24 protein-coding genes are annotated in these 23,404 nt (G+C 65.4%); 12 read left to right on the top strand and 12 right to left on the bottom strand.

The annotated features are described in order from the left end of the window. Positions 1–37 precede the first annotated feature (37 nt). From pdxA to QF050_RS18675, 4 genes are all read right to left on the bottom strand, one after another. Positions 38–1,042, bottom strand: a complete 1,005-nt coding sequence (gene pdxA / locus QF050_RS18690) for a 4-hydroxythreonine-4-phosphate dehydrogenase PdxA (protein ID WP_308931767.1) — start codon at positions 1,040–1,042, stop codon at positions 38–40. Next, on the bottom strand, positions 1,042–2,238 hold the full coding sequence (locus tag QF050_RS18685) for a four-carbon acid sugar kinase family protein (protein ID WP_308931766.1): 1,197 nt from the start codon (positions 2,236–2,238) through the stop codon (positions 1,042–1,044). Before QF050_RS18685 ends, pdxA begins: the two co-directional genes overlap by 1 nt. After that, entirely contained in the window at positions 2,235–3,227 is a 993-nt protein-coding gene (locus tag QF050_RS18680) for a 2-keto-3-deoxygluconate permease (protein WP_308931765.1), read from the bottom strand. The genes QF050_RS18685 and QF050_RS18680 overlap by 4 nt, the downstream gene beginning before the upstream one ends. Positions 3,228–3,427: 200 nt before the next feature. After that, complete coding sequence (locus QF050_RS18675; RefSeq protein ID WP_308931764.1) at positions 3,428–4,069, bottom strand: helix-turn-helix domain-containing protein; 642 nt, start codon at positions 4,067–4,069, stop codon at positions 3,428–3,430. 51 nt (positions 4,070–4,120) lie between these two features. Between QF050_RS18675 and QF050_RS18670 the strand changes: the two genes are divergently transcribed. The 4 genes from QF050_RS18670 to QF050_RS18655 all read left to right on the top strand — a co-directional run bounded on the left by QF050_RS18670 (position 4,121) and on the right by QF050_RS18655 (position 8,395). Next, positions 4,121–4,561, top strand: coding sequence for a nuclear transport factor 2 family protein (locus QF050_RS18670; protein WP_308931763.1), 441 nt, complete (start codon positions 4,121–4,123; stop codon positions 4,559–4,561). 518 nt (positions 4,562–5,079) lie between these two features. Beyond that, positions 5,080–6,054 carry an ABC transporter ATP-binding protein gene (locus QF050_RS18665; protein WP_308931762.1) on the top strand — a complete coding sequence of 325 codons (975 nt, stop codon included), beginning with the start codon at positions 5,080–5,082 and terminating at the stop codon, positions 6,052–6,054. Between the two features lie 5 nt (positions 6,055–6,059). Next, entirely contained in the window at positions 6,060–7,232 is a 1,173-nt protein-coding gene (locus QF050_RS18660; RefSeq protein ID WP_308931761.1) for an ABC transporter permease, read from the top strand. Then, complete coding sequence (locus QF050_RS18655) at positions 7,229–8,395, top strand: ABC transporter permease (protein WP_308931760.1); 1,167 nt, start codon at positions 7,229–7,231, stop codon at positions 8,393–8,395. Before QF050_RS18660 ends, QF050_RS18655 begins: the two co-directional genes overlap by 4 nt. A gap of 22 nt (positions 8,396–8,417) precedes the next feature. Here the strand turns inward: QF050_RS18655 and QF050_RS18650 are convergent, their stop codons facing one another. Continuing rightward, positions 8,418–8,981, bottom strand: a complete 564-nt coding sequence (locus QF050_RS18650; RefSeq protein WP_308931759.1) for a hypothetical protein — start codon at positions 8,979–8,981, stop codon at positions 8,418–8,420. Positions 8,982–9,144: 163 nt separating this feature from the next. Here QF050_RS18650 and QF050_RS18645 point away from each other — a divergent pair, with 163 nt between their 5' ends. Then, positions 9,145–9,591, top strand: coding sequence for an SRPBCC family protein (locus QF050_RS18645; RefSeq protein WP_308931758.1), 447 nt, complete (start codon positions 9,145–9,147; stop codon positions 9,589–9,591). 200 nt (positions 9,592–9,791) lie between these two features. Here QF050_RS18645 and QF050_RS18640 read toward each other — a convergent pair whose 3' ends face one another. The 3 genes from QF050_RS18640 to QF050_RS18630 form a co-directional block, all read right to left on the bottom strand. Then, positions 9,792–10,679, bottom strand: coding sequence for a hypothetical protein (locus QF050_RS18640; protein WP_308931757.1), 888 nt, complete (start codon positions 10,677–10,679; stop codon positions 9,792–9,794). Between the two features lie 8 nt (positions 10,680–10,687). Continuing rightward, the gene (locus tag QF050_RS18635; RefSeq protein WP_308931756.1) at positions 10,688–11,140 is read right to left on the bottom strand and encodes a hypothetical protein; all 453 of its coding nucleotides are present in this window, start codon (positions 11,138–11,140) and stop codon (positions 10,688–10,690) included. 99 nt (positions 11,141–11,239) lie between these two features. Beyond that, entirely contained in the window at positions 11,240–11,512 is a 273-nt protein-coding gene (locus QF050_RS18630) for a DUF3375 family protein (protein ID WP_308931755.1), read from the bottom strand. A gap of 110 nt (positions 11,513–11,622) precedes the next feature. On the opposite strand from QF050_RS18630, the gene QF050_RS18625 reads away from it, so the two are divergent. The 6 genes from QF050_RS18625 to QF050_RS18600 all read left to right on the top strand — a co-directional run bounded on the left by QF050_RS18625 (position 11,623) and on the right by QF050_RS18600 (position 19,628). After that, positions 11,623–12,585: a hypothetical protein gene (locus QF050_RS18625; protein ID WP_308931754.1), complete on the top strand. Its 963-nt coding sequence runs from the start codon at positions 11,623–11,625 to the stop codon at positions 12,583–12,585. Positions 12,586–12,765: 180 nt separating this feature from the next. After that, entirely contained in the window at positions 12,766–13,473 is a 708-nt protein-coding gene (locus tag QF050_RS18620) for a hypothetical protein (RefSeq protein ID WP_308931753.1), read from the top strand. 9 nt (positions 13,474–13,482) lie between these two features. Then, complete coding sequence (locus tag QF050_RS18615) at positions 13,483–14,142, top strand: CPBP family intramembrane glutamic endopeptidase (protein ID WP_308931752.1); 660 nt, start codon at positions 13,483–13,485, stop codon at positions 14,140–14,142. Positions 14,143–14,266: 124 nt separating this feature from the next. Beyond that, positions 14,267–14,977 (top strand): class I SAM-dependent methyltransferase, encoded by a 711-nt coding sequence (locus QF050_RS18610; protein WP_308931751.1) that lies wholly within the window; start codon positions 14,267–14,269, stop codon positions 14,975–14,977. Between the two features lie 137 nt (positions 14,978–15,114). Then, positions 15,115–17,859, top strand: coding sequence for a magnesium-translocating P-type ATPase (mgtA, locus tag QF050_RS18605; RefSeq protein WP_308931750.1), 2,745 nt, complete (start codon positions 15,115–15,117; stop codon positions 17,857–17,859). A 95-nt stretch (positions 17,860–17,954) separates the two neighbouring features. Next, on the top strand, positions 17,955–19,628 hold the full coding sequence (locus QF050_RS18600) for a GAF domain-containing protein (protein ID WP_308931749.1): 1,674 nt from the start codon (positions 17,955–17,957) through the stop codon (positions 19,626–19,628). A gap of 56 nt (positions 19,629–19,684) precedes the next feature. Here the strand turns inward: QF050_RS18600 and QF050_RS18595 are convergent, their stop codons facing one another. After that, positions 19,685–20,350, bottom strand: a complete 666-nt coding sequence (locus QF050_RS18595) for a response regulator transcription factor (RefSeq protein ID WP_308931748.1) — start codon at positions 20,348–20,350, stop codon at positions 19,685–19,687. A gap of 350 nt (positions 20,351–20,700) precedes the next feature. Here QF050_RS18595 and QF050_RS18590 point away from each other — a divergent pair, with 350 nt between their 5' ends. After that, positions 20,701–21,399 carry a hypothetical protein gene (locus QF050_RS18590; RefSeq protein ID WP_308931747.1) on the top strand — a complete coding sequence of 233 codons (699 nt, stop codon included), beginning with the start codon at positions 20,701–20,703 and terminating at the stop codon, positions 21,397–21,399. Between the two features lie 2 nt (positions 21,400–21,401). On the opposite strand, the gene QF050_RS18585 is transcribed toward QF050_RS18590, so the two are convergent. The 3 genes from QF050_RS18585 to QF050_RS18575 all read right to left on the bottom strand — a co-directional run bounded on the left by QF050_RS18585 (position 21,402) and on the right by QF050_RS18575 (position 23,176). After that, the gene (locus QF050_RS18585; protein ID WP_308931746.1) at positions 21,402–22,163 is read right to left on the bottom strand and encodes an alpha/beta fold hydrolase; all 762 of its coding nucleotides are present in this window, start codon (positions 22,161–22,163) and stop codon (positions 21,402–21,404) included. A gap of 144 nt (positions 22,164–22,307) precedes the next feature. Next, on the bottom strand, positions 22,308–22,778 hold the full coding sequence (locus QF050_RS18580) for a hypothetical protein (RefSeq protein ID WP_308931745.1): 471 nt from the start codon (positions 22,776–22,778) through the stop codon (positions 22,308–22,310). A gap of 2 nt (positions 22,779–22,780) precedes the next feature. After that, positions 22,781–23,176: a TfoX/Sxy family protein gene (locus tag QF050_RS18575; RefSeq protein WP_308931744.1), complete on the bottom strand. Its 396-nt coding sequence runs from the start codon at positions 23,174–23,176 to the stop codon at positions 22,781–22,783. Positions 23,177–23,404 lie beyond the last annotated feature (228 nt).

Genomic DNA, 23,404 nt, shown 5'->3' with positions numbered 1-23,404 from the left:
TCAGCTAAGCTGACCGGCCGTTTGTCCTTGCGGTTGCTTAGGCAGCTTCCTCGCGCGAAGGTGCCAGATCCACTGCCTGCCGCAGTGCTTCCAAAAGGGACTCGTGGTCCGCGATGTTCTTACCGGCGATGTCAAAGGCCGTGCCGTGGTCCACGGACGTGCGCACCACGGGCAGGCCCACGGTGATGTTCACGCCGTTCTCAAGGCCCAGGACCTTCACGGGGCCATGGCCCTGGTCGTGGTACTGGGCCACCACCAGGTCGAAGTCGCCGCGGCCAGCCAGGAAAAACAAGGTGTCTGCTGGAAGCGGGCCAAAGGCATCGATGCCGTCCGCCTGGGCCTTCTCGATGCCCGGCTGGATCTTCTCCGCTTCTTCGCCGTACCCGAACAGCCCGTTTTCGCCGGCGTGCGGGTTGATGGCGCAAACGGCGATCCGCGGGTTCTCGATGCCCGAGGCACGCAGCAGTTCATACCCGCGCTTAATGGTCCGGTACACCAGGTCGCCGTTGATCTTGGCGATCGCATCGATCAGGCCGATGTGGGTGGTGACGTGGATGACGCGCATCTTCGGCGCGGTCAGCATCATGGACACTTCCTCGGTGCCGGTCAGTTCGGCGAGGAGTTCGGTGTGGCCCGGGTACTTGTGGCCGGCGGCGTGCAGGGCGGCCTTATTCAGCGGCCCGGTGCAGATGGCATCCACCTGCCGGTCCATGGCCAGCTGGACGGCCTTCTCGATGAAGAGGAACGACCCGTGTCCGGCAGCGGCGGAGAGCTCGCCCCAGGCGAGGTCCTCCGGGATGCAGTCGATGTTCAGCACGTCGATGGTGCCTTCCTCGAACAGGGCCTCCGACGGTGCGGCGACCTTCCGCAGGGTCAGCGGGCTGGAGACGATGTCCGCAGCGAGCTGCATCCGGCGAAGATCGCCGATGACCAGCATGCGTGCCTTCGACCGCAGTTCGCTGTCGCCCAGGGCCTTGACGATGATTTCCGGGCCGATGCCGGCGGCATCGCCCATGGTGATGGCAACTATCGGGCGTCCCATTATTTGATACTCATTTCAGTCGTTGTGCCAGTAAGGAATTGGGTGGTGCGGGCCAGCGTACCGGCGTCCCCGAACGCGCCGGCCTTGGTGACCAGGAGGGGGAGGGGTGCCGGAAGCAGGCTCATCACGACGCCGGGTTCAATCTCCCCGAGGACGGTGAAGCTGCCGGTGCCCAGGGCTTTCAGGACCGCCGTGGCCGTCTCCCCGCCGGTGAGGACCAGGGCGTCGCAGTGCCCGATACCGGCAGCGGTGGCACGGGCCAGGGCCTCCGCCACCACAAGTGCCTGCGACTTGTCCACGGCCCCCATCGGGTCCGGTGTAAGGACCACATCTGTCCGGGCCATCGCCTCGGCAACCCGGCGGGGGACCGCTGTGTGATGAAGGGTGGCATGGTCCAACATGATGTGCTCGGCGCCGGCCGCGACAAGTGCGTCGGTTTGCCGGCGGGCGAGGCCCGAGTAGCTGCCGATCACCGTCAGGGTGCGGTTCACGCTATGCATCTGCGCATTCCGCGCAGTTCCTTCGCGGGCCGGCAGGTGCCCAGCCAGTCCGCCGGAACCCACAAGGAGCGCCGGAAAGTCCAGCAGGTCTGCAGCGGCAGCGATGGCTTTCAAGTCATCATCCGAGCTGGCGTCCAGTACGACGGCGGCAATCCCGCGGTCCTGCAAGTCCCGGAAGTACCGCGCCAGTTCGTCCTGCGTGCGTCCGCTTGTTCCGGCAGATTCGGCGGTGAGGCCACCGGCAGCAAGCGCCGCGGCAATGTCGCCACCAAAGTTTCCCGCGGTGTTGGGCACGCCGTTGATGTGGACAATGCCGCCAAAGGTTGTCCTTCCAGTGCCCGGGAACGCGGGAGCCACAACCGCCAGGCCTTTGCTGCCGCCCTGTGTGAGGCGCGCCAGTGTTGCCGCAACTTCCACGCCCACATTGCCGCGAAGCAACGAGTCAATCTTTTTGAAGACCCTCCGTTGCTGGCCGAGGGCCCGCCCGGCCGCCATGGTGACGGCCGCGGCGGCTTCTCCGGAAACCAGGTAGCGGCTCTCGGTGTTGATCGAAAGGATCTCCGCCTCGGGCCACGTGGAGCCGAGGTCGAGGATGACGGCACTGGTGTGGGTGGGGCCGTAGGTGGCGGCTGCATCTGCCGCCCCCGTCAGGTCGTCGGCGATGATTGCCCAGCGCGTGGCTGCGTTGGCGTTCATACCGCTGCCGGCACCTCGGGAGTTGCTGCCGCCGCTTCTTTGTTCTTGAGCCGCTTGGCGTACCAGGCAACCACGAGGGGGCAACCGATGGCGGTGACCACGACGGACGCGGCCACCAGGACGGTGGCGGGTCCTGCTGCAGGAACGTACGCCGGGTTTGCTGCTGCCACGAGCATCGGCACGGTGGCGGCGTTGCCCGCGGTGGTGGCTGCGGCCAGGCCGGCGATGCCGGAGCCTCCGGTCAGCTTGTCAGCGAAGAAGAGCACGGCGCCGCCGCCGATCAGCACGAACAGGCCAAGTGCCACGCCGAGCAGGCCGGCATTGAGAACCTGGCCCAAGTTCAGGCCAAAGCCAAGGGCCAGGGCGAAGAAGGGGATGAGGACCGGGGCAGCGGAGGAAAGGAACTTGCGCATGGCCGGATCCAAGGCGCCAAGGATGGCTCCGAGGAGCAGGGGGATGATGGCGCCCACCAGGGCTTGCCACGGGAAGGCGGACAGGCCTGCGACGCCAAGCGTCACCATGGTCAGGAAGGGGCCCGATTCCAGCGTCATGACTGAGTATGCGGCAACGTCTTTCGGCTTGCCGTACTGACCCATGAGCGCCATGTACATGCCGCCGTTGGTGTCGTTCAATGCTGCCAGGATGGCCAGGACGGACAATCCGGTCAGGAGTCCGCCGCTGATGGGAAGTTCACCCAGGAACCGGCCCGCGACAACGCCGATGATGATCGCGAACAGGATCTTGCTGCCGAACAGGACACCGCCCTTCTTCAGGATGTACGGGGTTGCCTTGATATCGATGCTGGCGCCCATACAGACGTAGAACACGGCCAGGATGGTGGTGCCGCCGGTGAAGAGCGCGCCGGTGAATGAACCGAAGAATTTCGCAGAGTCCGGCGCGAAGGTACCCAGCAGGGCGCCAATGAGCAGGGGAATCAGCATCATGCCGCCAGGGACTTTTTCCATGGTGGCCTTGATTGGGACGGACATGTTGCAACCTCATTGTTGTTGGGGGAGAGGGGCCGAGCAGTCAGCTCGAAGCATGATGTAGATCATAAGCCGGATTGCGTGTTTAGCGCAACATATAATGCGCGAAACGCGCACCTGGTCGGATCGGGTTGGGCTGCACTCCCCGAGAAAGGTCGCGCCGGAGGATCTGCCGGGAAACCGGCCAGCTGAGGCCCTCCCCGCTACTCTGTCCGGATAAGGGCACCGATCCAGGTTGCGGCGAGCCAGTTCGAGAACCTCTCGTCGCTCCAGCCGCGTTGGCCCACGAGCCGGGCCCAGAGGGTGCCGTCCATAGTCGCGTACAGCACGTCCCTGCATTCCTCTTCGCTGACGCCGAGCTGTCCCGTCGCCGTGGCGGCGTGGGCATAGCGGGTGGCCACGTCCAGGCGCCGGTCCGCCCACTCCGCCAGCATGGCGGCGGCATCGGGCTCGCTCGCAGCGGCCCCGGCAAGGGCGTCGAGGAGCGGAAAGATCCGGCGATTGCTCGCCGTCACGAAGACAGCGTGGCGGCGGATCCTCTCCGACAGGTCCGGTTCGGCCAGGATTGACTGCATTTCCGCGCGGTCATACAGGGTCACGTCCGTTTCATCACCCCGGAAATCGACGTACCAAACGGATCTCAGCAGCCCTGCTTTGGTGCCGAACGTGGCGTACACGGTCTCGACAGAGACGCCGGCGCGCGCGGCCACCCGCTTGACGGTGGTCTGGCCGTATCCCTGGGCAATGAAGAGCTCGTTTGCCGCCGCGATGATGTTCCGCCGGGTTTCTGCAGCCTGCTCCTGGCGGCGACGGGAATCGTACTGCCTCTTGATCTTCCGTTCCATTGGATGCATTTTAACTGTATTCAAAACAGTTTGACTGTAATGGAGTTGGTCATGTCAACCGAAACGGATGCCTTCCTGGCCGAAATGATTCCCGAACAACGGGCAGCCGACGGTGCGATCCACCGAGGCGATGCCGCTCCGCGCCTCGCGCTGTGGTCGCAGAACGATCCGGTGACGCTCTTCGGTGCGCAGCTCAGCGGCTCCGGCTGGGGCGAGTTGGAGCCAATGTTCCACACCGTAGCCTCATGGTTCACCCACGCGGACTCCTTCGACCTTGAGATCATCGCTGCAGGAGCAAGTGGCGACCTCGCGTACACAGTGGGCTACGAGCACACCTCCGCAACCGTCGATGGGACGCCGCGCCAGTACACCTTGCGGGTGACGCACGTCTACCGACGGGAAGACGGTAAGTGGCGGATTGTGCACCGTCACGCGGACTACCCGCCGGGAGGGGCCACCCTCCCGTTTCCTGGCGCCCCCACGCGCGCGTGAGCTCACGGGCCTGTCCGGGTCGATTTGAGCAAGGTTTGGGAAGGCGGCCCGACTTTAGAGCTCCAGCGTGAACACCCACAGCAGGACGTCCTAGCCGGGAACGTACCAGGCCCCCTCTGCGCGGTGTTCCATATCCTCCAGCACACCCATGTACGGATGGTCCGCCGCGAACCCAGGTGTGCCAAATCCGGCTGGGAGGACCGATCGCCCACGGCGTCGGCACCCACCGCATTGGCCACTGCCAGCGCCGAGGTGTAGCCCGGTCCCTGCAACAACGCCACCGGGGGGCTTTGGCCTCTGTGTCCACTCCCGGGACGGGGCGTTGACTGGAACCAGCGGGAAACGGCACTGGCCGGGATGCGAAGGGCGTTCCCTCGGGCTGCGGCAATATCGAAGGAGCAAGCGCATGGCACAGTTATTTGAGTTTTTCACGGACCGGGAATCGCAAGTGCCTTTGGTGCGGCGGCCCGGCAGAGGCAACACCGGCCGGCGTTCCTCCTCCGTTGCAAGCGCCTGACATGCAGTCTGCGGCGACGGCGGACGTTAGAACCGGGACTGACGATGTTCTCGCGGTCAACGCCCTGGTCAAACGCTATGGCGACCAAACGGTCGTCGACGGGGTCTCCTTTCGCATCCGGGCAGGAGAAATCTATGGGCTACTTGGGCCAAACGGTGCGGGCAAGACCACCATTATTTCCATGGTGGCTGGACTGATCCCTTCCGAGACCGGGTCCGTCAAGGTTCTGGGCGAGGCCATGACTCCCTCCAGCACGGGTCCCAAGGGACATATCGGCCTGGTTCCCCAGGAATTGGCGATATACCCGGACTTGACCGCCCGGGAGAACCTGCGGTTCTTCGGCAGCCTCCAGGGGTTGCGGCGCAAGGAGCTCAGGGCAAGAACCGATGAGGTGCTGGAACTCATTGGACTGGCTGACCGCGCCAGCGAGCAGACCAAGAAGTTTTCGGGCGGCATGAAGCGCCGGCTGAACATCGGGATCGGCCTGCTCCACCGCCCCACTTTGCTGATTCTGGATGAACCGACAGTTGGTGTGGATCCGCAGTCCCGGAACTCGATCCTGGAGTCGGTGGAACGTCTCGGGACCGAAGGGATGGCGGTCCTGTACACCACTCACTACATGGAAGAGGCGGAGCGGCTGTGTGACCGTATCTCCATCATTGATGAGGGCCAAGTCCAGGCGGAAGGGACAAGGGATGAGCTGGTCCGCCTCACCGGTGGCGTGGACCGCATTGATCTGCGCGGAAGCGGCAACACCAGTGCTGCCGCGGCGGCCTTGAGGAAGGTGCCGGGGGTGCAGCATATCGACGGCGGCGGGGGCGGTTTGATACTCACTGTCCTGGACGGACCGAGTCTTCTGCCGGCCATCGTCACCGGGGCAGGGAGCGCGGGGATGGCTTTGACGTCCGTAAAGATTACCCGGCCGGATCTGGAATCCGTTTTCCTCCACCTGACTGGCAAGGCCCTGAGGGATTGATTGACATGACCGGAATCTGGACAATGGTCGGAAATGATTTGAGACAGCGTCTTCGCGACAGGTCGGTTTTCATTTTCTCTCTCCTGGTTCCTCTCTCGCTCATGGGCGTGCTGAACCTAGCCTTCGGTGGACTCGGTACCGACGGTCCTGACCTGAAGCCGGCCACCGTCATCGCCAGCGTGGACGACAGCGGACAGCTCGGTGCCGCGCTCCTGGACGCCGTCGGGTCGTTGAAGATCATGGACGTGACGATCAGGAAGGTCCCCGCTGCTGACGTAATCCGGGAAACCCGCGACAGCGGAGCGGACCTGGGCATCATCATCCCTGCAGGATTCACCGGCGCCGTGACCTCAGGGCGTGCTGTCACGGTGCAACTCGTGGAGGGCGCCGACGCCGGGCTGGAAACGAGCGTACTGGTCTCGGTGGTGGACGGTCTCGTTGATCAATTCGGAGCCGGGATGGTCACCGCGGCGGCCGCGGAGACGGCCGGGCTTCCCCACGATGCCATCGCTGCCGTTGCCCAGCAGGCTGCTGCCGGCGCCCCCGCCCTGACCCTGTCCGAAGGGAAGGCATCTGCAGAACAGCTCTCATTAAAAGGAACACTGGTGGCAGGCCAGTCGGGGCTTTTCCTTCTCTTTACTGTGGGCTTCGGTGTGCTCGGCCTGCTGTCGGAACGCGAGCAGGGCACGTTGGCGCGCCTGAAATCAATGCCGGTGCCCGCGGACTCAATCATCATCGCCAAGGCACTTGTTGGATTTATCCTTGGCGTGTCCGCCACAGCGGTGCTGCTCACGGTTGGCACGTTGCTGTTCGGTGTCTCTTTCGGCTCACCCTTCGTGGTGGGACTGCTTGTTCTGAGCATCTCGGCGGCGGCCACCAGCATGACCTTCATCGTTGCCCGACTAGTGCGGACAGCCGAGCAGGCGAACATCGCCCAGTCAATTCTCGCCATGGTGCTCGGTATAGCCGGTGGAGCGTTCTTCCCGATTGAAGCGTCGGGTGCCATCGCAGCTTTCATGGACCTGAACCCGGTGGCCGCGTTCATCAGGGGCCTGGGCATCTCTGCCGGTGGCGGCGGCCCAGCCGACGTCGTAATTCCCATGGCCGCGATGCTGGGATTCGCGGCGCTGTGCACACTGGCTTCTCGGCTGGTGCCGGACCGGGGGACCCAGGCATGAGCGTCATCATGGCAATTGCAGGTGTTGAAGTCCGCCGGTTCCTGCGCGACCGGTCCAACATTTTCTTCGTATTCGTCTTCCCGCTCCTGCTGATCCTGTTGCTTGGTTCCCAATTCGGCGCGAACAGCGGGCAGGCTCGAGTGTCGGTGGCGGGAAAGGCCGCCACTGAACTTGAAAAGAGCATTACCGGCCAGCTCCAGGCCGATGGAGTCAAGGTGACGCACGATAGCCCCGCATCGGTCAGGGAACAACTCAGCAGGGGCCGGACCGACGTTGGCATTTTCATCAGTGACGGTGCGGCGGCCGCTTTCGAGGCCGGTGACCCGGCTGACCTCGAAGTGGTCGCGTCATCGCACTCGGGTGCCCAGGCAGCCCTGCAGTTGGTGCGTGCCTCAGTGCAGACGGTCAGCACCCAACAACGGCAGCTCGCAGTTCTGCAGAATGCCGGCATCGATGCCGATACAGCGGCCGCGGCGCTGCGACAGGCAAAGGAACACCTCGATCTCCCTCAGTTGGAGATCGTCGATACCAATGACGTGTCGCAGGATTTTCGCAGTCTGGGCCAGTTCGATCTCGGCGCCGCTCAGCAATTGTTGCTTTTCGTGTTCCTGAGCTCCCTCACCGGTGCCGCAACCCTGATCCAAGGCCGACGCCTCGGGGTCATCGCCCGCGTCCTTGCGGCACCTGTCTCGACCGGGCAAGCGATAGCGGGGCAGGCGTTGGGCCGGTTCGGCATCGCCGCGGTCCAGGGTGGATACATCGTGCTCGGCACCGCCGTGCTGTTCGGCGTCGACTGGGGAAATCCCCTCCTTAGCGGTCTGGTACTGATGCTCTTCTGTGCAGTTGCTGCCGCGGCAGCAATGGTCATTGGATCAGTCATGGATAACGACGCCGCTGGCTCCGGCGTGGGCGTAGGACTGGGCCTCGTCCTCGCCGGCCTGGGAGGTTCCATGGTGCCGCCCGAGTTCTTTTCCGACGGCATGCAAATCGCTTCCCGCTTCACCCCGCACCGCTGGGCCTATGACGCCTTCGCCACAATTCAACGGCACGACGGATCGTTGCTGGACATTCTTCCCCAACTAGGAATGCTCACCGCCATGGCAGGAACTCTCTTGGTACTGGGTGCTTTCCTCCTGCGCCGAAGCCTCGGCCGCGCGCTCTAAACGGCCCGATGCGGGCGCCGCGTCAGCGCTCCTGGTCTAACGCTGTCTTCTCCAGGGATCGGGCCGATGCGCGAAGCAGGAACGCGAAAACTACGAGCAGGGCGCCGGTAAACCATCCGCCGACGGTGGACGGCGGGGCGAGCCCCCCGAACAGAAGTAGAACCCCTGTTGCCGTCAGCGCTGCCGCCAGGACTGCGAACAGGCGCATGCCGTAGAGAAAGACGAAGGGGAGGTAGTGTGCGCCGACGATGACCATGCTCGCCGGGAAGAACAGTTCACTGCGGCCCCCGAGCATGGCTATGACCACGACGAAGCCGATGGGTACCGTGAAAGCTATCTGCATCGCCAATCCCGCCATCGGGTGCCGTGCCGGCAATGATGAAGGCCGTCCGGAGAGTCGGATGACGAGCGTCGTCAGCGGGAAGATCAGCACACCCCCGAAGAAAAGGGCGCCGACACCAGCCGGTGGAGAGATCCATGTGGCCGCGGCGGCGGCGATCAGCCATACCACCCCGGAAACCAGCTGACCATAGAAGCCACCGGCATAAACCCGGCGCACCTCACGCTGAGCTTCAGCTATCGACACGGAGCTCCCTCCAGGGGCACAGGATATGCAGACTTCACATGTCGCCTCATGTGGCCCTTGGCTTGCTGGAGGCGCAGGATATTAGCAGCCTAGCCTCAAGGAGATGCGAGTCAATACCGGTACCTCGCTGGAACGGACCAGGGGAGGGGGATAGGGTGATGGGGTGGTTCATGTCACTGGAAAGATCCGGATAACGGCGCCGCGAGAGCGGGTCTTTGACGTGGTCGCGGATTCGCGCAATGAGCCTTCCTATAACGCCGCCATGACCGACGTCGAGTTGCTAACGCCTGAGCCCATCGGGCTGGGCACAAGGTTCCGTGCGCGGATGGGAAACGCCGGTATGGACATGCTTGTGGAGCTGACCGAGTTCGATCGTCCGCATCGCCTCAGTTCTATGACTACCAACCCGATGATGGAGACCTCCGGGAGCCTGAGCTTCACCCCCGACCGTGAAGCCACCATTATGAGTTGGGACTGGCAGGTACGCCCCAAGGGATGGTTCCGGATGTTCTGGCCCCTGGTGGGACCACTCGGCCGACGCCAGGAACGCAGGATATGGGCGGGGCTAATGCGCAGGCTTGAGGCCGAGGCCAAGCCGGACACGTCATGACCCAACAGGAGGGGCGGGGGACGTGCTTCTGACCCTCGACTATCTCGTCATGATTCCTTCTACATTGCCCTGTATGTAGTTGTGTGACCACGTTTGCGACCAGCTACGTTCTGGGCGCGATCAGCATACTTCTCTTCTCTGCCGTGGTGGTCCGGCACGCCATGTTCGGACGAACGCCGCGGCAATCCGGGAGTACACGGCTAGGTCGAAGCCACCGGTTCCACCGTCACGGCGCCGTCCACGGCCGGGGCGGGTCTCGCGGCCAAGAGAAGCCGCCACAGCGCTGCGAGGGTGGTGGCTGCGATGAGCCCGATCGGCAAGAGGATGAACCAGGTGGCTGCCTCGCCACGCGCTTGCGTGACGAACGGAATGACGAGGATGGGCAAGCAGGTCACTCCGAGGAAGACGAGCGAGGCAACAGCCGACGCATAGCCGATCCGCCGGCGCCGAAGCAGGAGAATGCCGCTGGCAAAGACCCCGGGCAGGAAAAGGGCCAAGTCAAGAACGTGGACAGGATTTGTGGGTACTGCCCAGTAAGCCGCGCTCGTCGAGGGCCTCCCGGCCAACAGGTCCGGAACAATTTCGCTCAGCCACAACAGGGTAAACAGGGCAGACGTCGCGATCAGGGTCCAGGCGGGGAAGCGCGCTTGTTGGCCACGGAACAGTGTTTTCGGGTCCGGCCGGAGGATCGATGCCATGCTGCCGGCGGCGGCGAAGACGGACAGTCCCAGCACGGCCACCCAGAGAAGGAACAGCGGCCCGAAATGGACGGAGAACGCGTAGATTGCGTAGTTGTAGGCGGTGAAGGCCAGGAAGCCGTTCAGGCAGAGCCACGACGACGGATGCCGCCCCCGTGCCGCGACGGTGGCAAGGATCAGAGTCATCGGCGCAACGAGGAACAGGTTAACCAGGTCCTGCGCGATCGAGGCGTTGAAGAGGACCGGCGTTTCCCGTCCATAGATCAGTTCGGGAGCCAGGAGCCCGATCGCACTGCCTGCCAACCCAAGGACAGCGGCTGCCGAGGACGGTACCGCCCACAGCAACGGCAGCCCTTCGCGGTTCCCCGTGTCCGGTTCCTGACTGGGCATGTGTCGGCTCATGATGCTCCGTTCACAAGTGCGGCGCGTCCTTGCCGCGGAGAAACTATTGCGGGCGCAATCCCAAGGACCGCGAGCACGAGTATGAGTTCCAATGCCCCGAAGCCGAAGTACACGCTCTGCAGCCACGAGTATCCGATGATGGCGAGTTCGGTGAAATTCCAGATCAGCATGGCAAAGCCCGCAACGGCGGAGGCCAGCAGGGCCCAGCGGCGCTGTGTGAGCATCGCGATCGCGGCCACCGTATGCGTTCCGCCGAGGATTATCCCCAGGATGAGGCCCAGGACCAGGAAGGAGGACTGAAACCAAGTTCCGGCAAGGACTTCGAGTGGAACGCCCGCCCCATTGAAGAAAATGGCCATGACAGCGCCGGCGAACGATGACACAGCGTCGAAGAACAGGAGCGCAATGAGAACGCCTGAAAGTGCTTTGCTGGAAAGTGGGAAATTCACGATTCAGGACCTTCCGGGTCGCGCCTTGGGTGTCCAGGGATCCATTGATCTCCTGGAAGAAGACTCGCTGGCTCCTGGTTGGCCGCACAGGGTCTAAAGTCACACCGTGGCGGGAAATGGGTAAGCCAGTGACGGGCAAACCCGGCCGGTCCGTAGCTGCCGTTGGCGCAGCAGGTCCCTGGCCAGGGCGGTGAGCTGCTGCAGGTGGTCCCGGGCCTCCGGTGCGGTCATAACGCGGATGTTGCTGGCCCTGATCCGCTGCATCTCGGCGTCGATCCCATCCCGCTGGCGCTGCAGCTCCGCCAGGCTTACTTCCGGGTCGGTTTCCACTTCCCTGCGGACCGCATTCGGTTCCCGTGTTCGGCGCGTCACGTCGTCGGCATTTACTTTAGGCGACGCTCCTGACATTCTTCATCCAGCCCACAACGGAAAGAGGTTATGGGATGTGGCCAGCACTCCCTCGTCAGAAACCTCTCCGGCGCGTGGCCGCCGTTGCCGCGTTCCTGCTGGCGCTCTCCACCGCGGCTTGCACCAGCCCTCCGAAACCTCCGGAGCCCGCGGCTCCCGCGCCTGATGTCCATATCGCAGCGGTGGGGGACATGAACCCGGCCGACAACATCGACCCTGACAGCCCGTCAGGCCGCAACGGTGCAGCGATCACCAAGCTCGTGGAAAACAACGGGATCGACGCGTTCCTGGGGCTCGGGGACTTCCAGTACAGCACCGGGTATTGCGACGACTACGTGAACTACTGGGCCCGGCTGTGGGGCGGAACCATGCCCAGGTTGTTCTGGGTGTCCGGGCCCAACCATGACTGGGAACCCGGCCGCAACGAAGACCTGGAGAAGTTCATGAACGGCCAGTGCCCCGGGGCTCCGGAGAAGGCTGCGATCAACCAGGAACGTCGGTTTTTCTCGAGCGGGGAACCGTACTCGAAGGACTTCGGAAACTGGCACTTCGCGTTCCTGTCCTCCGCGCTGTGGCGATACGACAAGGCGCAGGCTGCGGCTACAACGGCGTGGTTGGACAGAGACCTCGGCGCTGCCCGGGCGGCGGGCAAGCACCTGGCGGTGGCGTACCACGAGCCGTACTTCACTTCGGACACGGAGGAACACACCAGGGCTGCTGCCCAGAAGCCCTGGATCGACGTGATGTGGAAGCACCGGGTCCGGCTGACCCTGTCCGGCTCGCAGCACAACTACGAACGGTCTTGTCCTGTGAACAACGCTGACAAGTGCGTCGCGGACGGGATGACAGCGTTCCAGGTTTCCACGGGAGGCGTCGATCTACGCCCGTTCACCAGCAGCCCGAGGTACATCGAGAAGCGGTTCAGCGACACCCACGGGTTCCTCCGGCTGACGCTGCACGGCGACGGGTCCTTCGACTGGAACTTCGTTCCCACCACGGGGTCCAGTACGGACTCGGGCACGCGCTCCGCCCCGTAGGTTGGGCGCTGAACCCGGCCCCAGTGAATGCTTCCACACGTGCCCGTATCCCGCGATGGGCAGAACAACCCGAGGGGCCGACCCGAGGGACTCGGACTTTAGTCCCTGTTCTGGAATAACCCCCGGGCGTACCGTGAAAGTGGGTCCCGCGACCGCGGGCACCGCGTTTGAGGGGGCATCATGGCCAGGTCCGGGCTTTCGGTATTCAGCGTTCTGGGCCTTGGCGCCGCGATTATGCTGACAGGGTGCTTCGGGCCGCCGGCCCCGGCCCCCACTACCAGCTCAGCGGCACCAAGCGCGACGACGGGCCCCAGCTCGAGTGCCACGGCAAGCCCTTCCGCCGCGCCCGGCACGACGGCGGCCACGACCACGCCCACCACCACGGCAGCCGCGCCAACAACCACCGCTGCCGCCCCGCCGTCGTCCGCCCCTGCAAGCCCGACGGCCACCGGGGAACCCTCGCCCACCGGCCTCCCCGAGCAGACAGGACCGCTGACCGTTTACTACGTGGCTGTCGGTGACAACGGCGTCTCCGGACCCGCGATCGGCTGCGGCGACAGCCTGGTGGCCACCACCACCGCCCCGGTCCGTTTCACGGACCAGGTGGGCCCCAGCGTGGGGACCCTGCTCGCGAACAAGAGCCGCGACATAGGCCAGTCCGGGCTGATCAATGTGCTGTACCAGTCGAGCCTCACCTACGTTGCCGGTGAGCTCGATGGCAGCACCATTACCATCTGGCTGACCGGCCAGTTCATGCTGGGCGGCGTGTGCGACATCCCCCGCGCGAAGGCCCAACTGGAGTACACCGCCATGGCCGCATCCGGTGCCACCAGTGCCCAGGTTTTCGTCAACGGCCGCCCCATCGACGACGTCCTCAGCCTTAAGTAGGGCCCCGCGATGAACCCAGCCGGCACGTGGCGCCGCGCAGCCGCAGCCGTGATGCCCGCGGCGGTGCCCGTCCTGATGGTGCCCGTCTTCCGGTACACGGTCCGCCGCTTCGGGAAGCGCCGCGGCTACCAGGCCGGGCTCGGCGCCTACTGGGCACTGTGCTGGAGCGCGGCGCTCGCAGTGGCCGGCCGCCGTCGGCTGGTGGATCTGTGGCAGGCGCCCGGCACCGCACCGCAAGGCAGGGTGCTGCTGTGGAGCGTCCTGCTCGTCCCGCCGGCGGGGGCCATCGCCACGGAACTGGTCCCCAACGCCAAGAAAGCGGGCCCGACGGCGGTGCTCGCCGCCGTCGGCATCGGAGTCACCAACGCCCTGGCTGAGGAAGCCCTCTGGCGCGGCGTTCCGCTGGCCGTTTTCCCGGGCCGGACAGTATTGGGCTGGCTCTGGCCCTCCCTCGGATTCACCGCATGGCATCTGGTTCCGTTGTCTGTCCGCCCCCACCCGCGGGGCCGCTGGCCGGTGCTGCTGGGCGCGGTACTGATCGGGTCCGGGTACGGGTGGGTGGCGCAGCGAAGCGGATCGCTCCTGGCCGTGTCCATCGCCCACGCCGCCACCGATTCCTGCGGCGTCCGCGCCGCGCGCAGTGCCTGGCTGCCACAAGCAGCCGGGTGAAAAGAAGAGGGGCCGTTGCCTCTGGCCAGGCCCGTGCACCGCGTCGCACCCTAACCATCGCCCCCAAGGTGGTGGCACGATGTCTACGTTCGTGCAGTTTCGTGGAGGCCGCCTGCGATGATTAATGCCAGACAGTCCCGAGGAGGTATCCGGATGGACCCCGCATCTGGCGGCACTGAAGGCGGCACGGGGCCGGACTCCCTGCAGCACCCACGATTCGCCCGCGCCTTTGCCCGGGCCGTGGGCGCAATGGACCGCCGCGGAGCCGCCGACCACCGTCGCCGCGTCCTGGCCGGGCTGCAGGGCTCAGTCATCGAAATCGGGGCCGGGGCCGGGGTCCTCCTTCCCGCTGTACCCTCCCGCCGTCACCCACGTCCTGGCGCTTGAACCCGATGACTACCTCCGGGCCGTCGCTGAGACACAGGCCGCCACGGCAAGCGTCCCGGTAACGGTGGTTGCCGCGGCAGCAGAGAACATCCCCGCAAAAACCGGCAGCGCCGACGCCGTGGTAGCCAGCCTTGTACTCTGCAGCGTCAAGGACCAGGCCGCCGTGCTCGCGGAGATCCGCCGCGTGCTGCGTCCCGGCGGAACCCTTGCCTTTTATGAGCACGTCCGGTCCGTGCACCCCTTCCTGGCTGCGGCAGAAGACGTGCTGACCCCGGTGTGGGGGCGGTTCATGGGCGGGTGCCACCTCAACCGGGACACGCTGGCCGCAATTACAGCGGCAGGGTTCACCGTCCGGGACAACCAGCGCTTCGGCTTCGCCGTGCAGCGGCTGAACCCTCCGCTCGCCCACATCCTGGGCACGGCCACCAGCCCGGGGTCACCGGGCTGACGTAAACTCGCGCCGGGCTCCCGAGGTTTGCGACGTAAGGGCTGCGCCTTGAGGTTGCGTCCACGAGTGGTGGGACGGTCGTCGTACCGTTGGCCTAAGGTAGCGGTAGGACATCGGTACGTTCGAACGGATCCGGCATGACAGAGCTCAACGTCCGGGAGCAAGACTCCCTCCCACTGCCGATCACCGACGCCGCGGGCCTGACCGCAGAGCAGACACTCGCGCGGCTCGGGTCCGGTCCGGAAGGTCTCACCGGGGAGGAAGCGGCCCGGCGCCTCGCGGAGATCGGGCCCAACGCCGTCCGCACCCACCGGGCCAACGGGTGGGCCGTGCTGGGCCGCCAGTTCGCCAGCCCCATCCTGATCCTGCTGCTCATCACCGCCGGGCTGTCCCTGTTCCTGGGCGACGCCACCAACTCGATCGTGATCGGTGTGATCCTCCTGGTCAGCGTTGGCCTCGGTTTCACCAACGAGTTTCGGGCCGAGCGGGCGTCCGAGGCCCTGCACGACCGCGTCACCCACCGCGCCGTGGTGCTTCGTGGCGGCACCACCACGGAAGTGGACGTCACCGCACTCGTGCCGGGCGACGTCGTCCATCTCTCCCTGGGCGCCATCATCCCCGCCGACATCCGCCTGCTGACCACCGGCAACCTCCTCTGCGACGAAAGCATCCTGACGGGGGAGTCCCTGCCCGCCGCCAAGGATCCCGCCGCCGTGCAGGCCGGCGCGGCCCTGGCCGATCTCTCCTCCTGCGCGTTCATGGGCACCGTCATCCAGTCCGGCAACTGCACCGGCGTAGTGGTGGCCACCGGCGGCCGCGCCGAATTCGGCAGGATCGCCCTGGGCCTGGGCGAACGGCAGCCGCAGACAGAATTCCAGCTGGGGCTCAAGAGGTTCTCCTTCCTGCTGCTGCAGGTGGCCATCGGACTCACCACGCTGATCTTCATCGCCAACCTGCTGCTGCAGCGCCCGCTGATCGAATCGTTGCTGTTCTCCCTGGCCATCGCGGTGGGCATCACGCCGCAGCTGCTCCCCGCCGTCGTCAGCACCTCCCTGGCCACCGGCACCCGCCAGCTCGCCAAGCGGAAGGTCCTGGTCAAGCGGCTGGTGTGCATCGAGGACCTGGGGGACATGGACATCCTGGTCACAGACAAGACCGGCACCCTCACCGAGGGCAAAATCAGCTTCACGGCTGCCGTTCCGGTCACCGCGGACGTCTCCGGTGACGCCCTGCTCACCCTTGGCCTGCTGGCCACCGAGGCAGACTACACCGAAGCCAAACTCACCTCCGCCGGGCAGAATCCGCTGGACGCCGCCCTCTGGGACAGCCCCGGCGCATCCGGGTTCCATCCTGACCGCTTCGAACGGCTGGACATGGTCGGCTTCGACCATCAGCGCCGCCGCACCACCGTGTTGGTGCGCGAGGCCGGCGGTCCGCCGCAGCTGGTCACCAAGGGCGCTCCAGAGGATGTCCTCGCCCTGTGCGGCCCGGTCGCGCCGGCCGTGCAGGCCCTGCTGGACCAACAGTTCGACGCCGGCTCCCGGGTGGTGGCCGTGGCCACCCGCCAGGCAGCGGAGCTAAGCAGGCTTACACCAGCGGATGAACGCGGCCTCACCCTGGCAGGTTTCCTGGTGTTCCTGGACCGGCCCAAAGCCAATGCCCGGCAATCCCTGGACCAGCTGGAGGAACTGGGCATCTCGGTGAAGATCGCCACCGGAGACAACGCCAAGGTGGCCGAGAAAGTATGCGCAGACCTGGACATCATCTCGGGCGGCACCCTCACCGGGGCGGACATCGACGCATTGTCCGACGCCGACCTCGCCGCATCGGCCCGTACGGTCACCATCTTTGCGCGGGTCTCGCCCGAGCAAAAAGCCCGCATCATCGCCTTGCTGCGCCTAAGCGGCGGGTCCGTCGGATTCATGGGCGACGGCGTCAACGACGCCCTCGCGCTGCACAAGGCGGACATTGGCATCTCCGTGGACAGCGCCACGGACGTCGCGAAGGACGCCGCCGACGTCGTCCTCCTGGACAAGGACCTGGGTGTCCTGGCTGAAGGGGTGATGGAGGGCCGGCGGATCTTCGCGAACACCATCAAATACGTGCTGATGGGGACGTCCAGCAACTTCGGCAACATGTTCAGCGCGGCCACGGCATCCGTGGTGCTGAGCTTCCTGCCCATGCTGCCCGGCCAGATCCTGCTCAACAACCTGCTGTATGACAGTGGCCAGCTGGCCATCCCGGGTGACCGCGTGGACAAGGAACAGCTCCGCGCCCCCTCGCACTGGAACATCGCCTTCATCCGGCGGTTCATGTTCCTGTTCGGGCCTATCAGTTCGGTGTTCGACTTCGCCACGTTCGCCCTGATGCTGTTCGTGTTCGACGCCGTCCCGGGCGAGTTTCGGGCCGGCTGGTTCATTGAGTCCATTGCCACCCAGACCCTGATCATCTTTGCCATCCGCACCCGGCGCGTACCGTTCGTGCGGAGCAGGCCGTCCGCGGGGTTGATCACGGCTTCGCTGGGTGTGGTGGCGCTGGGCATCTTCCTGCCGCTCTCGCCGTTGCAGGGCGTTTTGGGGTTCGATCCACTTCCCGTGCCGTTCTTCCTTGCCCTGCTGGGCATGATCGCGCTCTATCTGGTGTTGGTGGAATTCGCCAAGGCGTGGTTCTTTGCGCGCGCCGCACAGCAGGTCCCCACTATTCCGGTGAGGCGCCGGGCGGATACCCACCACATCGCCCGCCGCGCGTTCCGCTTCAGCACCCCCGTCAAGGTGCCCCCGATCACCGGCGCGCCGCCAGGAATCCGGGCTCCCGGCAGGCGGCGGCGCAGGGTGCACCCAATTTCTTCCAACCCGGGCGCGGCGCGGCGGTCCGGGGGCTAGCATGGCAGTAAGAGGGTCTTGGACTTTCTTGATCGGATTCAGGGCGATGAAGCCCGTCGTGGATCATGCTGGTCAATCGACCGAGGTGTCTTATTGTGTGGCGTGAACCTATCAGGCGGCGGACCCGCGAACTTCTCCGGGAGTTCGTAGACAGGGCAGACGAGTTGGTGCGGACCCAGGAGCATGTGGAGGGTCTGCTCGGTGCTGTCGTGTCCCTCGCGGAAGACTTGAGCCTTGAAGCTGTCCTGGACCGGGTGGTGCAGTCGGCATGCGAACTCGTCGGCGCGCGGTACGGTGCGCTGGGTGTCATCGGGGACGACCAGCAGCTCAGTCACTTCATTACTGTGGGCATCGACGAAGACGGCACCCGCGTCATCGGTGACCTGCCCACCGGCCACGGGGTCCTGGGGCAACTGATCCGCGAACCCCAACCGCTAAGGCTCCATGACCTGGGCGAGCATCCGATGGCAGTTGGGTTTCCCGCCAACCACCCGCCCATGAAGACCTTTCTGGGCGTCCCGGTCCGCGTCCGGGACACCGTGTTTGGGAACCTCTACCTGACCGAAAAGATCGACGGCCAGGATTTCACGGCCGAAGATGAGGACCTTGCGGTTGCCCTCGCCTCCGCCGCCGGTGTCGCTATCCAGAATGCGCGGTTGTTTGAGGACAGCAACAGCCGCCAGCGTTGGCTCGAAGCGGGAATGGAGGTCAGTGACCGGCTGAAGGCCAATCCGCGGTCCGATACCGAAAATTTGGAGATGATTGTGGAGGGGGCTATGCACGCGTCCGCCTCTGCGTTGTCCCTGGTTGCGTCGCTGGCCGGGGACGGAAGCCTCAGGTGCCGGACGTCCTTGGGGGTCCAGTCAATTCCGGCCGGGCAGGAACTTCCTGCCGCGTCCTTCTTCAGGGAGGTGCTTGAGTCGAGGCAATCCAGGGCCTTTACCGACTCCCGCCATGTGTTCGATCCCGCGGCGGCGGAAAAGCTTGGACCGGTTTTGGTGGCCGCGCTGGCCAGCGATACCGACGGGCAGCGCGACAGTGTGCTGGTCGTTGCCCGGGCCGCCGGTGGGGCCCGCTACTCGGAACTGGATATAGAACAGAGCGCGGTGTTCGCTTCCCGGATCGGTCTGACGCTTGATCTGCTCAAGGCGAACCAGTTACGGGAAGAACACGCCTTGTTCATCGACCGTGAACGGATTGCGGCGGACCTGCACGACCTGGTTATCCAACGTCTTTTCGCGGCAGGACTGAGCATTCAAAGCCTGCGCCGCTACATTTCCGACCCCGAGGCGCACGAGCGCCGCATCGCCACCATCACCACCGAACTGGATGACTGCATCCATCAGCTCCGCGACACGATTTACTCACTCCAGGCCCGGCAGCCTGATCGGGAGCTCCTCAGCGGACGCGTCCTGCGCGCCGTCCTGGAAGCTGCCAATGCCGCCGGCTTCCTGCCCAGGGTTCAGCTCTCCGGCCCCATTGACCTGGTGGGCGACGAGGTGGCCGAGCAATTGCTGCCGGTGCTGACCGAAAGCGTCAGTAACGCGGTGCGGCACTCCGGCTCCGAGGACATCCAGGTGGTGCTGGCCGCCCTGGAGGGCGAGGTTGTACTTACCGTGCGCGACCACGGGCACGGTTTTGAGACTCCTGGCCGGGTCAGCGGGCTGGACAACATGAAAAACCGTGCCACCCGCTTGGGCGGCAGCTGCGTCATCGACAGCACCCCCGGCAAGGGCACCAGCGTGACCTGGACGGTGCCCCTGCCGTGACGTGTCGCATGTGGCTGCGGCATGCTGCAAGCGCGTTGGTGCGGTGATTTCCACACTTAGCTGAGCGGCACCGGGAGCACCTGGCCCCGGCGCCGGAAGCCCAGCTTCTGCAATACCGAGGACACAGAAGCGGTTACCGACTCCTCGGGCAGCGTCATCTCCTGCCCGATCTGCCTGTTGGTCAGGCCGCGGGCCATGAACGCAAGTACGCTCCGCTCCGTCACTGTCATCGTATTCAGCCAGGCGGCCGAGGCGGTCGCGTAGAGGCTGTCCGCAACCCTTTCCCTGACGCCCGGCTTGAACAGCTGGGTGCCGGCGATGGCGCTGCGCAGGCTGTTAATGATTCCGTCTTTATCGCCAACCTGCATGAGCACAAATCCGGCCGCGTCCGCCAGAACCGCTGCACGCACCGCGTGGTGTTCGTCCCGGCTGGTCAGGATCAGGCACTTCACGTGGGGTGCGGTGGCGCGGAGCCCGCGGCACACCTCAATGCCGGTACCGTCCCCCAGCCTGTCGTCCAAGAGTGCAAGGTCTGGTTCAAGGACGTGGATAAGGCGTGTGGCTTCCGCCGCTGATGCGCTTTCGCCAACGATTTCGAACCCGTGATGTTCGAGCAGGTCCCTGAGTCCCTGGCGCAACAATGCATGGTCGTTGAGGATGAAGACCCGGACGGCCTCGTTCGGCGCCCCAACCGCGTCCTGCGGTGTTGCTGGTGTTTCCATGATGACGCCCTCGTTGGTTCGATTCCGTCCCCGGCCGCCTGGTCGGTGCAGGCGCCTTGTCCGGAAGGAACCTCAACTCATCATCCTGCGGTGCGGCGCTGGATGTCAGGGTCAAAGGTCCGTTGCCCGTTCACCGTTCCGGCCCCGAAAGCTGGAGACCCGGACGGCGCCGTTACAAGGATGCCCAGCGTCCGGAACCGCCTGTAGGGCAGAAGGTCCCGTTATCTGCCGGTGGGGGTTGAGACACCAGTGGTACGGGGGCTTTGTGCCCTGTTTCGCGGTCCGGGCCCGCCCTAGCCTGAATTAAGCAGTGTGGTGGACGGCCGCCTGCCGTACCCGGGAGGCGTACCGTGAAATCGACAAACGCGAGCATCATCGCAGGCATAGTCCTCATCGCGTTGGGAGTGCTGTTACTGCTGGACCGGCTTGGCGTCACGGACAGCGGGGCCTTTGTGGCGCCCCTGATTTTCGCCGTGGTGGGTGTCCTGTTCCTGTCCCTCTTCGCCAGGCGCCGGGAGAACTGGTGGGCGGCCATCCCCGGCTCGGTTTTCCTTGGCCTGGCCGCCGTCATCACAGCGACCCAACTCACTGATGACGCCTGGGGCGCGGCGTTCCTGTTCCTTTTCATGGGTGGTGGATTCGCCGCCGTGTACCTGCGGGAGCGCACCAACTGGTGGGCCATGATCCCGTCCGGAGTCATGTTCACCCTGGCAGCCATCGTGGCCCTCCCGCAGGCGATGCAGGGCACGCCTACGGCCGCCGTACTCTTCCTGGGCCTTGCGGCCACCTTCGGCGTGCTCTCCCTGGTCCCGGTCCGGGCCGCCGGCCACCCCGGCGATCAAGGAGAGCGGATGAAATGGCCGTTGGTCCCCGCCGGCATCCTTGCCGCCATGGGTGTGATCTTTATCCTCCAGTCCGCGGCAGTGCTCATCCCATTGGACTTCGCATTCCCGGCGGTCATGATCCTGGCGGGGCTCGCCTTGATGGTTTACGCCTACCTTGCCCACCGCGATGGGAAGCGCAGGGCGCACGGACCCACCCCCGGGTAGGCTCAGCCGTCAGCTTCGGCCCGTCCCCAGTGTGCGCGGAGCAGCCCGGCGACGCGGTCCGGCTCCACGCGGTGCGGAGGATCGAAGTGGTGCCGGTGCGGAAACACCTCCAGGTGGAAGTCGGGAAAGACAGTGGAAAGCCTGTCCGCGATCTCACCGTAGTCGTCGGGGTTGCTGAGGCCACCCAGAACGAACAGCACGGGTTTGCGGAAGCCAGCCAGCCGGCCGCGGTCCAGCTGGTACGTGCCGAACGTCCGGAGGAAAGCCGTGATCCCGGCCGGGCGTTTGGCCATCCATGGCGGCGGTGGCCCCGGCTGGGGCTTGAGTTCCACGCCGGGCCGGACCCCGAGCCGCATGAATCCTGCCATGAACTGCTCCGGCGGCAGTCCCTCCAGTTTTGAATACTCCTTCCACAGTTCGGTGTGTGCCGGGCTCCAATCCCAGTTGCCTGCCCAGGCCGGCTCCAGCAGTGCCAGGCTGCGGAGCCTGCGGGGGTGCGAGGCCGCGAGCGCCAGGGCCGCCGCGCCGCCGCCGGAATAGCCCACCAGGTGGAAGGTGTCCCAACCGCGGGCGTCGGCCGCGCGCAACACACCATCAACTTCGGTATCCAGGGTCCAGCCCGCCGGCGGGGCGTCGCCGGCATACAGCTCAAGGTCTTTGGCGACCGCCTCCACGTCCGGGCCCAGGACCTCCAGGAGCCCGCCGAAAGCTGGGCCTGCGGGGAGCACGCTGCCGGGAAGCAGGATCACGCGAAACGGATTCACAACTTGACCTCCTTGGTTGCCGGTCAGCCGCGCGCTGCCAGGTGTTCCGTCACGTGGTCGGCGTCCGGACCCACGCCCACCAGGTGGCGGAAATGTGCCGGGTGAGCCAGGGGAGCCCGACGCCGTACAGGCCCGGGTGCTCCGTCACGCCTTTGGTGTGGCGGGGTAGTTCCACTCATCCAGGAGCGGAAGGTCCAGCATGCTGAAGTCCAGCGCATACCCGGTGGACCAGATGATGGAGGTGATTCCTTCTTCGCGGAGGTCCAACCGGGAACCTGACCCGGCGGGCTGCCAGCTGTCCGGTCCTGCTGCCTCGGCCTCGGGAGCGTCGATCCCCACCAGCAGGACCGCGCCGTCCGGCAACTGGCCCGGGTTGCGGTAGTCATGGCTGTCTAGTTGCGGGACATCCGGGGAAATGCCGACGGAGAAGTTGGGGGTGTTCAAGTAGAAGGAGTCCCACCGGTCCTGCCAGGCGCCGCCGAGGGCGGGACGCTGCTTGACGATGCGGTGTTCCCCGCCGCGCTGCGCCAGCCAGTAGCTGGTGGCCAGGCCCGCCTGGCCTGCGCCCACCACCAACGTGTTGGTGTCCTGCCGGGGAACTGCGGTGACGGACACGGCTACCGTGCCGCCGTCCCGCTGGCCCGGGGTGCCCGGGCTTTGGGTTCCTTGGGCGGCAGGGTGGCGACGTAATCCAAGGCTTTCCCGGTCCATGCCCGCGCCCGGGTGTCGTCGCCGTCGCCCTCCTCGTTCCAGACTTCCGGCAGCCCCGTATAGCCGCCCATCGGACGCTCCGCCGGCCCGAACGGCACTGTCCGCTCGGAGGACTCCAGCACTTCCTTGTCCTCCCGGGAGAGCTTCACCCCGATAGTGGAACCGAACAGGCCCGCGAACATGTTGCCGTTGACGAACGCGCCGAGGTTGCCGAACATCGGTTTCACCACTACGTCCGGATGGTCGGGAACAAGGCGCCGGAAGCGTTCTTTTTCTTCCTCGGTTGCTTTGGGCATCTCCATGGCATGATCTCCCGGTGGCAGCGTGTTTGTCCGTGGATATGGATGCAGGATATGCCCATCGGCGGGCCCGGTCGAGAGCCGGTTCCCGGGCCAGCCCCCCGGACGAAAATCCCGCATTGAGCAGGTCAAACTCCGTCTTGAAGTGCTATATATAGCTCAAGGCAACTAATTTTTGGGTTGCCTTGCCAAGGCGAATTCCGATCCGGGAGTCCCGGGGGCTGGAGGCGA

It is taken from the genome of Arthrobacter sp. SLBN-112, assembly GCF_030944625.1.
Taxonomy (GTDB): Bacteria; Actinomycetota; Actinomycetes; order Actinomycetales; family Micrococcaceae; genus Arthrobacter.
Note: the sequence above shows the minus strand (reverse complement) of the source record. Positions and strands in the feature narration are given on the sequence as shown.